Consider the following 12,783-nt stretch of genomic DNA (forward strand, 5'->3'; position numbering starts at 1 on the left):
TCCCGCCGGCCTAGCCGCGGCCCGCGGTCTTGAAGCGGTCGAGCGAAACGGCGAACAGCAGGACAAGCCCCACGACCAGTCCCTGCCAGAAAACGCCAACCGCGTTGATGATCATGGCGTTCTCGATCAGCGCTATGAAAAGCACGCCGAGAATGCCGCCCAGAATGGTGCCCTCGCCGCCCTTGAGGCTGGCGCCGCCAAGGACCGTTGCGGTGATGACCTTGAGTTCGATGCCGACGCCGGCATTGACAACAGCGCTGTTGAGCCGCGCCGCCCCGAGCACACCGGCGATGCCCGCCAGCGCACCCATTATGATGAAGCCGATGAGGATCAGCCTGTCGACGCGGATCCCGGATAGTTGGGCCGCGCGCGGGTTGCCGCCGACGAAATAGAACTGGCGGAAGAAGCGGGTGCGCGCGACCAGCCAGCCGCCGACCAGCACGAGGATCAGCATCGCCCAGAACGGCGACTGGATGCGCAGGATCGGATCGGCGGCGCGGCCATATTCGGCGAAGCTGTCGGAGATCGGCGTGACGCCCGTTCCGGCCGTCACATAGGTGAGGCTGCGATAGATGGTGAGCGTGCCGAGCGTCGCGATCAGCGCGTTGATGCCGATGCGCGTGACGATCAGCCCGTTGATCAAGCCGGCAACCGCGCCAACCAGAATGCCGACGAGAAGAGCCGATTCCGCCGGCCAGCCCCACCACCCGGCAACCACACCGGCCCACACCCCGGAAAGCGCGAGCGTCGATCCGACGGACAGGTCGAAAGTGCCGGCGATCATCAGCAGCATCATGCCGCAGACGAGAATGCCGACGGGTGCCAGATTGAGCAGCACGGCGCGCATGTTCGGCCCGGTCGGGAAGTTGTGCGGATAGACGATGGTCATCGCCAGCGCGAGCAGCACGACGAGCACGAACAATGTCAGCTCACGCGAGTTGGCCAGGCGGCGCACAATGCGCAGCGGCAGGGCCTCGCGCTGTTCGACCGGGGCCTGCGCTTCGTTCTGGGATATCTGTGCCACGCTCATGCTCCAACCGCTTGCTCGCGTACGTTCGCGACCGACGATGTGAACCGGGTCGCCAGCCGCAGCACCTGCTCTTCGGTCGCCCCCTCGCCCGGCAATTCCCCGACCGTGCGGCCCTCGGCCATCACGACGATCCGGTCCGCAAGCGCCAGCACCTCGGGCAGCTCGGACGAGACGACGAGAAGCGCCACGCCCTTCTCCGCCAGTCCGCGCAGCAGGCGGTAAATTTCGGAACGAGCGCCGACATCGACGCCGCGCGTCGGCTCGTCGACGATGAGCAGGCGCGGCTCCATGGCCAGCCATTTCGCCAGCAGGACTTTCTGCTGGTTGCCGCCCGAAAGCTCGCCGACGATCTTGCGCACGCTGGGGGTGGCGATGCGCAGCTCTTTGACGAAACCGCCTGCGAGCCGTTCGGCCTTGCTGTTGGAGAAGTTGGCGCCGGACGAGACCTTCGAAAGCACGGTGGCGGCGATGTTGTTGACGAGGTCCATCCCGAGGAAGAGACCCGACGTCTTGCGATCCTCCGGAACCATGCCGATGCCGGCGTGCTTGGCGTCCCACGGGCCCTGAGGGTCGACCGGTGCGCCTCCGATCCGGATGTCGCCGGCCGTGCGGCGCCTGGCGCCAAAAATGGCCTCGCAGAATTCGCTCCGCCCGGAACCGATCAATCCGGCAAGACAGACAACCTCACCGGCGCGCACGGTGATCGAAGCCGAGCGCACAAGCGGCGGCGCGGAGACCCCGTCGGCTTCAAAAACGACCGGACCCGCTTGCCGCGCCGAAGCCGCGCGGGTGAGATGAACCTCCCGCCCGACCATCAGCCGTATCAACTCGTCCGTCGTCGTCTCGGCGACCTTGCGCGTACCGGCGAGCCGCCCGTCCTTGAGCACCGCGACGGAATCGCAGAGCGCGAAGATCTCGGCCAGGCGGTGGGAGACATAGATGACCGAAACGCCGTCCCTGGCCAGCCGGCGCACGATCTCGAAGAGCTTTTCGGTTTCGGTCAGCGTCAGCGCCGCCGTCGGCTCGTCGAGGATCAGCAGCCTCAGTTCGCGCGACAATGCCTTGGCGATCTCGACGATCTGCGCCTGGGCTGGCGACAGGAATGCCACTTTCATTGCCGGATCGATGGCGACGCCGAGCTGGGCGATGAGAGCGTGCGCTCTTTCGCGCATCAGCCGGATATCGACCTGGCCGAACCATTTTGTCGGCTGACGGCCGGCAAAGATGTTTTCCGCGACCGACAGCTGCGGCACCAGCGAGCCTTCCTGATGGACGATGCCGATGCCCAGTTCGCCCGCGGCCTTCTCGTCGAGGTCGCCGAGTACGGCGGCATCGAGCCGCACCTCGCCGCTGGTGCGGCTGTAGACGCCGGCAACGATCTTTCCCAGCGTAGACTTGCCGGCGCCGTTCTCGCCAAGCAGTGCCCGGATTTCACCGGGCTCGACCGATATCGACACGTCGTCGAGTGCCCGAACGCCGGGGAACGTCTTGCAAAGCTGCGAGATCTGCAGGCGCGGTGCCATGTCGACCTCAAGCGCTGACGAGTGCGGCCGGCATGGCTATGCCTTCGCCTGAAGGTAGTGAGCTTGCTTGGCCTGGATCATCCAGACCATGGTTTCATTCACCGGCGTGGCCACGCCGGTGCGCTTGCCGGCGTCAACGATGGCGCCGTTGATGACCTCGATCTCCGTCTGGCGCCGTGCCTCGACGTCCTGGAGCATCGAGGCCTTGCCGCCCACGGCCTTCTCCAGCAACGCCGTTATGGCGGCCCAGCGCTCGTCGTAGTCGAGCGAAATGCCCTGCGCTTTGGCAACCGCCACGACTTCCTTCAGGATTGCCGCCATCAGCGACTTCGTGCCGTCGAAGGCGACCAGTTCGTGCGACATGAAATGCAATAGGCCGGCGACCGGCAGCGTGCAGGCGTTCAGCGCCAGCTTCTTCCATACCTCGTCCAGGATGCGCTCGGACCTGGTGGTTTCGATCTGCGCGGCACGGAAGGTCTCGACCACCTTGTCCAGGCGAGGTGTCGCCTTGCCGCTCAGTTCGCCGATATAGGTCATCCCGACGCCGGGATGCTTCACCCTGCCGGGGCCGAGCAACGTGCCGCCGTGGTAAGTCAGACCGACCAGAACCTTGTCTTCGCCCACAATGCCGGCGATGCGCGGCGCGTTACCCCAGCCGTTCTGCAGGCTGAGCACCGCCGTTTCCCCCGCGATCATCGGGGCCGCCGCGCGGACCGCAGCATCGGTGTGATAGCATTTGACGAAGTTGATGATCAGGTCGACCGGTCCGACCTTCGACGGCTCCGTTGTTGCCGGAACGCGGATAACCGGCCGGGAGCCGTCCTTCTCCTCGATCGTGAGGCCGTTGTCGTTGATCGCTTGCACCGCCGGCTTCGAGACGTCGATCAGCGTCACGTCATTGCCTGCTCGGGCAAGATAGCCGCCGAAAATGCCGCCCATGGCACCGCCGCCGCCCAGAATGGCGATCCGCATGTCTTTCGCTCCCTGTCCCACGACGGGTTGTTTTCGGCAAAGTCGGGGCGCCGTTTCCGGGATCTTGTGGAAACGCGCTTTCGGCGAGCGAAGCCGCTAGCCGATCCGGCCTTGTCTGGTTATGTTCCGGTCATCCTTGCAAGCAGTTGCATGGTTGTCAAGTATGATGGTATGAAAGGTCTATGGTCGATCCTCTCGTTATAGAACGCAAGAAGCTCTTCGAGCACGTGGCCTCGCATCTCGAGGCGCAGATCCTGTCGGGCAAGCTGAAGCCCGGAGACCAGCTGCCGCCGGAGCGCGACCTGCAGACGCGCTTCGGCGTCGGCCGGCCCGCCATCCGCGAGGCGCTGATCTCGCTGCAGAAGGCCGGGCTGGTCGAACTCACCAACGGCGCGCGGGCCAAGGTGCTGATGCCGACCGCCTCGCACATCTTCACTGGCATGGCGCCGGCCGTGCGCCAGATGCTTTCGACCGAGGAGGGACATCGCTACTTCCAGGGCGCGCGCCTGTTCTTCGAAGTTGGGCTGGCGCGCGAGGCCGCCCGGCACGCGACGGCCACGGACCTCGAGGCGCTGGCGACTGCGCTCGAAGCCAACCGGAAAGCGATCGGCGACCGCGAGCGCTTCACCTCAACCGACATCGCCTTCCACTTCGAACTGGCGAAGATGGCGCGCAATCCAGTCTTCATCGCGCTGCACGACCAGATCTCGGAGTGGCTGAAGGAACAGCGCACGGTGACCCTTGCGGCAAAGGGGCAGGAAAAGACGGCGTTCGAGGCGCACAAGGCGATCTATGACGGCATCGCGGCCCGTGATCCCGATCGCGCCGAGCAGGCCATGCGCACGCATCTCGAGCAGCTTGCCGTCACCTTCTGGCAGCAGCGCACGCACGATTGAAAGCTGTGTGGATCGGCGTCTTAGGTGACCACTTCACCGGCAGGCGCCGGCATGCATCGACCTGAACTGATCTCACGCAGAAATTGCGAGCGCTGAGTACAGCAGATGCAAATCTAGAGCTCGACAACTGCGACGAATTCGCATTGCACCAGGGAAGCGCTGTCCGGTGTCAACGGCCTAATGTGCCTGGCCGGACGCGACTCGGAATCTGGAAACATCCGCAGCCATTCTTCATTGACGGCGACCCTGTCGCTGCTGTCGCTCAGATAGATATCCACCTTGATGATGTCCTCCGCGCTGCCGCCGGCGGCCTCGATGACGGCACGCATGTTGGCGAACACATTGGCCGACTGAGCCGCCATTCCGGCCGGCAATTCCTGCGTGGTCGGGCTGACGCCATGAATTGCCCCCGAGAACACCATGTTGCCGATCCGGCAGGCATTGGGAACTGGATGCCTGTGGCTCAGTCCTTTCACCGAAATACTTTTGCGCATGGTTCTGCTGATCCTTCGCGATCTGTAGCGGGAAACTCGTGAACGGCTGGTCTGAATGCCTAGCGCACGAGTGCGGCTGGAAGGACCTATCGTCTCGCGCGCAAAACCGAGGCTTGCGCGGGTGGCGAGGAAGCGCCGGTGTCGGGACGCGGCGCGGGCGGTTCATAGCCGGACGTCAGCTGAATTCCCCGCGTCTCGGGCAGCATCAGGGTCGCGGCGAATGCGATGCTGTAGCCCAACAGCGCGACAAGGCCGATCGCCTCAGCCAGGCTGATATGTTGCGCCAGTATTCCGATGCTGGATACGGCGGCCGCACCGGCCGCCTTACCGAAATTGTAGGCGAAGCTCTGACCGCTGGCGCGGATGGCGGAGGGGAAAAGCTCGGTGAAGAATGGGCCGAGCGCGGCATAGTTTCCGATGGTGAAGAAGCCGAACGGCGCACCCAGGATAATCAACGACCAGCCGGAGAGCGGCAAGAACATATAGGCGATGGTGATCAGCCAGGAACATACGAGAAAAAGCTGAAACGTCCGCCGCCGTCCGATACGATCGGCCAGGTATGCGCTGGCCAGAAATCCGAAAAACGAGCCGCCGGTCACCACGAACAGGTAATATCCAGATGCGCTCGGCGACAGTTCGCGCACCGTCTTCATGAAGGTCGGCAGCCAGTTGACGATCGCACCGCCGACTCCGATCACGCCGAATGCCAGCAATGAAGAAAGGATCGTCACGCGCAGGGCGTCAGGCTGAAATATCGCACCCAGCCCGGGCCGAACGCCGCTCTTCTCGACCAGCTCGCGCGTTTTGACGAATATCTCCGGCTCCTCGATCTTGCGGCGCAGATAGAGGACCAGCACGCCGGGGAGCACACCGATCATCAGCAGCACGCGCCATCCGTAATCCTGGGGCAAATGCGCCAGGACCACGCCCGCCAATATGGCGGCGGCGCTCCAGCCGATGCCGAATCCGCTCTGGACGGTGCCTACGGCCTTGCCGCGATGTTCGGCGCGGATGATCTCGCCCATCAGGACCGCACCGGCCGCCCACTCGCCGCCGAAGCCCAGCCCCTGCATGATGCGCAAGACCATAAGCTGCTGGAAGTCCTGGGCGAACCCGGCAAGGAAAGTGAAGGCGCAGAACCAAAGGATCGTGAACTGCATGATGCGGGCCCGGCCGAAACGGTCGGCGAGATAACCGCAGAGCCATCCTCCGATCGCCGCGGAGAGCAGCGTCGCGGTGGCCAGATAGCCGGCCTGCGCCGTCGTCATTCCCCAGGCCGCGATGAGGATCGGCAGCACGAAGCTGAAGAGCTGCGCATCCATCGCATCGACGGCCCAGCCGGCGAAACAGCCCCAGAAGGTGTTCCGCTCGCGCGACGTCAACTCCCTGTACCAAGTGAACATCTCTTCCTCCCGTTTTGTCGATGCGACACCGGCTAGACAACCAGTGGCGTAAGTCCTCCGTCCATGGTCAGCGAAGCGCCCGTCACGTAGGAGGATCTTGCGCTGGCGAGGAAAAGCGCCGCATCGGCCACCTCTTCAGGATTTGCGTAGCGCCGCAGCGGAATCCGCTGCTCGTTCAGCCGCAGCAATTCTTCCGGCGTCTTGCCAGTCACCCTGGATTCGACTTCAAGCGACAATTGCAAGCGCTCGGTCATGGTGGCGGCCGGGTTGATCACGTTCACCCTAACGCCTGCATGCCCCCACGCCGCTGCCAGCCCCGCCGAGGCGAGCATCAGCGCCGCGTTGGCGGCGCCTCCCGGCAAATGCATGGGTGACGCGATCTTGCCGCCGGTGCCGACTATGTTGACGATCGTGCCGGCGCCCCGCGCCACCATCAGCGGCAGGACGTAGTCGGTGACGTTCATGTAGGTGAAGAACTTCGCGTCCATCGCGACACGCCATTTGTCCGGCGTCAGTTCGTCGGGGGCGACTCTCCTGGCGCCGCCGGCCGAATTGACCAGGGACGCGATCGGCCCCACCTGCTCCTCGAGCGCGGCGACCATTTCCTTTGCCGCAAGCCCGTCCGACAGATCGGCGGCGAAACTCGTTGCCGAGAGCCCCTCGGCGGCCAGCTTTTTCTTGGCGTTGTCGAGGTTCTCCTGGCTGCGTGACACAATCACCACGCGGGCCCCTTCCCTGGCAAAGGCGCGTGCGCAGGCCAGCCCTATACCCTTGCTGCCCCCGGTTATCAGGACAATTTTCCCGTCGAGCTCGAGGTTCATTTCAGTGATCCTGTTTCTGGCCGCCAGCAGTGTGGACATTGATCGGGGTTCCCCCCGCGAAGGCTACGATCTGGTCGAACGCATTGCCGTACGCGAACTCATAGTTGTCGCGCTCGACATAGCCGAGATGCGGCGTGCACAGGGCGTTTGGAAGCCTGAGCAGGGCGTCGTCCGGATTGGTGAGCGGCTCGCGTTCGAACACGTCGACCGCCGCCTTGCCGGGGCGACCGCTCTTCAGCGCCGCCACCAAAGCGCCCGGCTGGATCAGTTCGGCACGGCTGGTGTTCACAAGCAAAGCGGTCGGCTTCATCAAGGCTAGGTCGTCAGGCCCAATCGCGCCGGTGGTCTCGGCATTCAGCCGCAGATGCAAGCTGAGAACATCCGACAGCCTGAACAGGGACGGCTTGTCTTGTGCCACGCTGAAACCCTCGGCCTTAGCGCGATCCAACGAGCCTTGGCGCCCCCAGATCAGCACCTCCATGCCGAAGGCCTTGCCGATCCGCGCCACCATCGAGCCCAACCGGCCGAAACCATAGATGCCGAGGACGCGGCCGCGCAGGCCGAGGCCTATGGTGGTCTGCCAACGGCCTTGCCGCAGCGACGCGCTCTCGAAAGGAATGTTGCGCATCGCCGCAAGAATCAGCCCCCAGGTGAGTTCGACGGTCGAATAGGACGGACGCGACGTCAGAGCGGACGAAACGACGACACCGTGCCTGTCGCAGGCCGCCAGATCGATGTGGGGAATGTGGCCGTTCTGGCTTATGAGCTTCAGCTTGGGAAGGCGGCTCAGCAAAGCTTCGTCGATCTTGGTGCGCTCGCGCATCAGCACCAGGACGTCCGCCTCCGCCAGGCGATCTGCCAGAATGTCGACATCCTCGACGATATCGGTCCAGATCGTGACGTCGTGGCCGTCCAGCCTGGAGAAGCAGTCCAGCGTGCGGACCACGTCCTGGTAGTCGTTGATGATGGCGACGCGAAGCTTTCTCACGGGGTGACCTATCGCCTCATGCATTGCCCGGCAGATCCGCAACGGAGGTACCGGCGTCGATTGCTTCGCACTTGGCCTCTTCAAGCGCCGACTTCCTCAGCGCCTTTGCCAGAACTTCGGCGGCCCGGGCAATCGGGATGAAGCAGACGCCGGTTTCGTCCGCAACGACGATATCGCCTGGAGCAACGCGCACGCCGGCGACTTGGATTTCGCCGTTGATCTCCACGGTCTCGATGCGCCATTTGCCTGTGACAGGCGTTATCTCGGTGGCCCAAAGCGGATATCCGACCCGCCGCGAATGCCCGAGGTCGCGAACGCCTCCGTCCACGATTGCTCCGGCCTCGCCCTGCCGTTTTCCGGTCTGGGCCGAAATTCCGCCCATGTTCGAAACGCCGGCAACGCCCTCGATCACCACAACGTCGCCCGGCAGTGCCAGGTTGTGGGCCTCGAACTCCGCCATCCGGTTGACTTGGTTTTTCGCCGTTTCGTAGACATGCTCGCGTTGCAGGATGTTGCGCACCGTAAGCGCCGGACCGACGATCGACACCGAAGGCAGGGTCGGCTTCAGAACCGATGCGCCAACCGCGCCGGTGATACCGAGCTCATCCATAATGTCCGAGATGACGCTGGTGGCGTCGCCGATCCGCTTGAAGCCGTCGATCAGATCCTTCGGCGGGCGCGGTACCCGCATCAGTCGAATGCGGTCGCGACTGATCTTGCCGGTGAGCTTCGGCAGCACATCCGCGAGAGCTATATCATTCATGCCTTATCCTCCGATCAGCGGCATCAGGATGGCTTGCCGCCATCAATGCGTCCAATTTAGAATCGACCAATGCATCATTTGCTGGGTGAATAACGTGCGCCTTGATCTGAACCTGATTGCCGTCCTTGAGGCCATCATGCTGGAGAGGAATGTGACACGTGCGGCCTCGAGCCTGGCGATGAGCCAGCCGGCGGTGAGCAATGCGTTGCGTCGAGCCCGCCGCCTCACTAAAGATCAACTTTTCCTCAAGACGGCAACGGGGGTCCAGCCCACCGCTCGCATGGTCGCGATGTGGCCCGACCTTCATCGCTCGCTCACGGCAATTCGCGCTTCTTTCGCGCCCGACGAGTTCGATCCCGCGTCGGATGCGACCAGTTTTCGCATTGCCGTCACCGACAGTCTCGCGATGGAAGGCGTCAGCGAAATTACGCTGAAATTGCAGGCCGCGTCGCCGCGCGCCCGCGTTTCCTTCGCGGTGCATACCCATGAAGGCTCGCTGGAAGGAATCGATCGCGGCACCCTTGACTGCGCCGTGGGCATGTTTGCCTCGCTGCCAAGAGAAATGCATGTACGGAGCCTGCGGACGGATCGCTATGTCTGCGTCATGCGCGGCGGACATGACCTGGCCGATTGCCTGACGCTCGATCGATTCACCGCCGCGGCACACGTCTTGGCGACCCCGTCCGGTCTGGAACGCGGCTTGGTGGATGGCTGGCTCAGCCTGACGGGACGGACAAGGACGATCGCCGTTGTGGTCAATCACTTTGCCGACGCACTGAAGATTGCCTCGCGTAGCGACCTCCTCACCTGCGTGCCGCTCGGCTTCTTCAATGGACCGTGGCGAACGATTGCGGATGGACGTGACCTGGTGGTGTGCGAGTTGCCGTTCGAAACCGAGAAGCTGCTCTACAAGCTGATCTGGCACGAACGACTGCAGCAGCACCCCGCCCACCAATGGTTTCGCGCGCTCGTGACGGACGCCTGCGGTTCGTCCTTCGATGGCCAGCTGGTTGGAGAAGCGCCGCTCGTGGGAACGACATGATCTTACGGCGGAAGCGACATCCAGGATGTCACTGGCGCAGATGGATCCGGCTTCCTCGCGGCACCAGTTCTAACCGTTCAGGGGCACATATGAGTAGACGTTCGCGGCGTCGCGCCGGACACGGCCAAGCCCAGGAAACGATATGTGGGCGCCGCCAACGATATAGCCGCTGTCAGCCGCATCGGCGAAGGCGCGCTCGTGCACGCGCTCGGCTTCCGATGCGTCGGCGTCATACTGGATCGTGACGGACGGGTCCTTGAATTGTACCGCGGCGACATGCACGACGTCGCCCCACAGGACGATCTTCTCGCCCTTGCTCTCGACCACATACATTGTATGTCCGGGTGTGTGGCCATAGGCGGTTTGTGCGCGCACGCCAGGCACAAGATCGGTGTTGCCATCGAATACGGCGAGCTTGCCGGCTTGCAGATATGGCCCGATCGATGCCATGGCGGCCTGAAAAAACCGCTTCGCTTCAGCGGGAGCCGCGTGCATGCTTGCCTCGCTCAGCCAGTAGTCGGTGTCGCGCTTTTCGACACGCACGACGGCGTTGGGGAAGGCTCTCTGGCCGTCGACCATGAGACCGCCGACGTGGTCGGTGTGCAGGTGCGTGAGGTAGATCTCATCGATCTGCTCCGGCCGATAGCCTGATGCGCTGAGATTGCTTAGCAGGTGGCCGGTGCCTGGGCCTAACAGGGACCCGGCACCAGCGTCGATCAGCACCAGCCTGGCTCCGGTATTGACGAGAAAGGAATTGTGCGACGTCTCGACGACATCGGTGAGATAGTTGCGTTTGAGTGCTTCCTCGATCCGCGCCGGGTCGCCCTGCAGCAACTTCGTCGCGGGGAGCATATTGCTGCCATCGGACAGCGCCGTTACCTCAAAATCGCCGAGCGTCAAACGATGGAACCGGGGCGCCTGGCTTTTGGCCATGGGCGCGCCAGCGAACAACGGCGTCGCCAGGCCGCAGGCCAGACAAAAGCAGCCGGCGGCCAAAAATGCGCGGCGGCTCGGATTGACGATGTCGCCGCTGGTCAGCCGGGGCTCCGCACCTCCGGTGCCGTCGAACAGGTAATCGAGAATCTTGCGAGGGGCGGTCATCCCAGAGCTCCATGTGCTTTTCGTCGAGGCCGCGACCGGCGTCCGTACGCTCGTTCTCGTCGCGGAGAACGTTTGCGCCGAGGCCGGTTTGCGCGCATAGCGTTCCCGAGACGGGTTACGCCGTCCAATTCAGAGTTCGCCGTCAGCATCATCACCCAGTTGAATAACGACTGATGATCATCATCCACCTAAAGCTCGCGATCGGTCCGTTCCTTCAGCCTCGCGGCTCGGAGCGGTCGCGCTGTTCCGGCATTTGAAATCACATCTCCACGGGCTGGGCGTCGGCCTGATCCTTGTTGAACCGCGGCAGCAGCCCGGTGCACAGGACCAGCATGACGACAATGACGAACTGACATGCGATGACTGTGCCGAAGGCGTGCGAAATGCTCGCCGGCTCCAGTGCCAGGTAGAGCGTGCCCAAGGTTGCGACCCCGAGCGCCAGGCCCGACTGCTGTAGGGTGATGAGGACGCCGCTGCCGACGCCCGCCAGATGCTTGGGGACATCGGCAAGCACGGCCCGGAACAAGCCCGAAAACAACATCGATTGTCCGGCCCCGATCACGACCAGCGGCACGGCAAATTCGATGAGGCTCACCCTTGGCCAACTGGACACGGTGATTGCAATCAACGTGACCAGTCCAAGCGCCTGCAGGAGACCGCCGGTCGCGAGCGCTCCACGGCCGAAGCGGCCGATGATGCGCGGGCTGACCACTGAACCGATGAAGAACATCGCCGCCATCGGCAGGATGGCGAGGCCGCTTTCGAGCGGGTTGGCGCCGAGCCCGTTCTGGACGGTGAGCGCGAAGACGAACATGAAGGCGCCGAAGCCGACGCTAAACAGCGTGATCATGGCCAGGCCGCGCGACATCGAGGGCAGCTTGAGCAGCGACGGCGGCAGCAATGGCATCTCGCCGCGCGCTTCGGCGGCCCTTTCGACGACCACCGTCGCGACGGCAAGCAAGACGGCTGCAGCCAGCATTGCCCACGTCCATGCCGGCCAGCCGAGCGAGTGGCCTTCGGTCAGCGGCACCAGCAGAGCCGTCAGCGTGGCGGCGAAAAGTACAGTGCCGGCGACGTCGATGCCCGCGGGGTGCGGCGAGCGGTTGGCTGGCACGACCGCCCGCGAGGCGAAGAACACGATGACGCCGAGCGGAATGTTGATCAGGAAGATCGGCCGCCAGGAGGTGCCGAACAGATTGGCGCTGACCAGCAGTCCGCCGGCGAGTTGACCGACAACCGCGGCGATGCCCGAGGTCGCGCCGTAAAGCGCGATGGCCCGGGTCTTGCGTTCGCCTTCCAGCGTGGCCTGGAAGGTCGCAAGCACCTGCGGCACGAGCATCGCCGCCATTGCGCCCTGGACCAGGCGGGCGGCGATAAGGAGATCGATGGTGGGTGCCAGACCGCAGGCGAGAGAGGCGAGGATAAACCCGGAGAGCCCGACCAAGAACAGGCTATGGCGTCCAAAACGATCGCCCAGCCTGCCGCCGAGAACGAGCATGGCGGCGTAAGCCACACCATAGACTGAAACCACCAGCTCAAGTGCGGCCGGCGTAGCCTGCAGCGAGGTGGCGATGGTCGGCAGCGCCACGTTGACGATGAAAAAGTCGGCGATCGGCAGGAAGGCGCCGGCGAGCAGAACGTACACGCCAATCCCGTGCAGCCCGCCGGCGCGGGCCATGGAACGAGGTGTGTGCCAAGCTTGCCCGGCGGCGATTGTCGAGTTGGTCATCCGAACCTCCAGATGTGTATG

12 protein-coding genes are annotated in these 12,783 nt (G+C 63.9%); 2 read left to right on the top strand and 10 right to left on the bottom strand.

What is annotated here, in order from left to right; all coding sequences use genetic code 11:
* Positions 1-10 precede the first annotated feature (10 nt).
* From P9254_RS06160 to P9254_RS06170, 3 genes are read right to left on the bottom strand one after another with little or no spacing between them, the layout of a single operon-like run.
* Positions 11-1,030, bottom strand: a complete 1,020-nt coding sequence (locus P9254_RS06160; RefSeq protein ID WP_442920294.1) for an ABC transporter permease — start codon at positions 1,028-1,030, stop codon at positions 11-13.
* Positions 1,027-2,553, bottom strand: a complete 1,527-nt coding sequence (locus P9254_RS06165; RefSeq protein WP_278054401.1) for a sugar ABC transporter ATP-binding protein — start codon at positions 2,551-2,553, stop codon at positions 1,027-1,029. Before P9254_RS06165 ends, P9254_RS06160 begins: the two co-directional genes overlap by 4 nt.
* 36 nt (positions 2,554-2,589) lie before the next feature.
* Positions 2,590-3,525, bottom strand: a complete 936-nt coding sequence (locus tag P9254_RS06170) for a ketopantoate reductase family protein (RefSeq protein ID WP_278054403.1) — start codon at positions 3,523-3,525, stop codon at positions 2,590-2,592.
* Between the two features lie 182 nt (positions 3,526-3,707).
* Here P9254_RS06170 and nanR point away from each other — a divergent pair, with 182 nt between their 5' ends.
* Positions 3,708-4,421 carry a transcriptional regulator NanR gene (nanR, locus tag P9254_RS06175; protein WP_095779524.1) on the top strand — a complete coding sequence of 238 codons (714 nt, stop codon included), beginning with the start codon at positions 3,708-3,710 and terminating at the stop codon, positions 4,419-4,421.
* A gap of 113 nt (positions 4,422-4,534) precedes the next feature.
* Here the strand turns inward: nanR and P9254_RS06180 are convergent, their stop codons facing one another.
* From P9254_RS06180 to P9254_RS06200, 5 genes are all read right to left on the bottom strand, one after another.
* A complete protein-coding gene (locus P9254_RS06180) occupies positions 4,535-4,915 on the bottom strand; it encodes a RidA family protein (RefSeq protein WP_278054405.1) in 381 nt (126 codons plus the stop codon).
* An 86-nt stretch (positions 4,916-5,001) separates the two neighbouring features.
* Entirely contained in the window at positions 5,002-6,318 is a 1,317-nt protein-coding gene (locus P9254_RS06185; protein WP_278054406.1) for an MFS transporter, read from the bottom strand.
* 32 nt (positions 6,319-6,350) lie between these two features.
* Entirely contained in the window at positions 6,351-7,139 is a 789-nt protein-coding gene (locus P9254_RS06190) for an SDR family oxidoreductase (RefSeq protein ID WP_066994728.1), read from the bottom strand.
* A 1-nt stretch (position 7,140) separates the two neighbouring features.
* Positions 7,141-8,127: a D-2-hydroxyacid dehydrogenase family protein gene (locus tag P9254_RS06195; RefSeq protein WP_336619640.1), complete on the bottom strand. Its 987-nt coding sequence runs from the start codon at positions 8,125-8,127 to the stop codon at positions 7,141-7,143.
* A 16-nt stretch (positions 8,128-8,143) separates the two neighbouring features.
* Positions 8,144-8,890, bottom strand: coding sequence for an RraA family protein (locus tag P9254_RS06200; RefSeq protein ID WP_095831560.1), 747 nt, complete (start codon positions 8,888-8,890; stop codon positions 8,144-8,146).
* Positions 8,891-8,984: 94 nt separating this feature from the next.
* Between P9254_RS06200 and P9254_RS06205 the strand changes: the two genes are divergently transcribed.
* Complete coding sequence (locus tag P9254_RS06205; protein WP_245418706.1) at positions 8,985-9,932, top strand: LysR family transcriptional regulator; 948 nt, start codon at positions 8,985-8,987, stop codon at positions 9,930-9,932.
* Between the two features lie 69 nt (positions 9,933-10,001).
* Here P9254_RS06205 and P9254_RS06210 read toward each other — a convergent pair whose 3' ends face one another.
* Both P9254_RS06210 and P9254_RS06215 read right to left on the bottom strand, forming a co-directional pair.
* Positions 10,002-11,033, bottom strand: a complete 1,032-nt coding sequence (locus tag P9254_RS06210) for an MBL fold metallo-hydrolase (protein ID WP_095827631.1) — start codon at positions 11,031-11,033, stop codon at positions 10,002-10,004.
* Between the two features lie 259 nt (positions 11,034-11,292).
* A complete protein-coding gene (locus tag P9254_RS06215) occupies positions 11,293-12,762 on the bottom strand; it encodes an MFS transporter (RefSeq protein ID WP_278054410.1) in 1,470 nt (489 codons plus the stop codon).
* Between the last annotated feature and the right edge of the window lie 21 nt (positions 12,763-12,783).

This window comes from Mesorhizobium sp. WSM4983, from assembly GCF_029625765.1.
Taxonomy (GTDB): Bacteria; Pseudomonadota; Alphaproteobacteria; order Rhizobiales; family Rhizobiaceae; genus Mesorhizobium.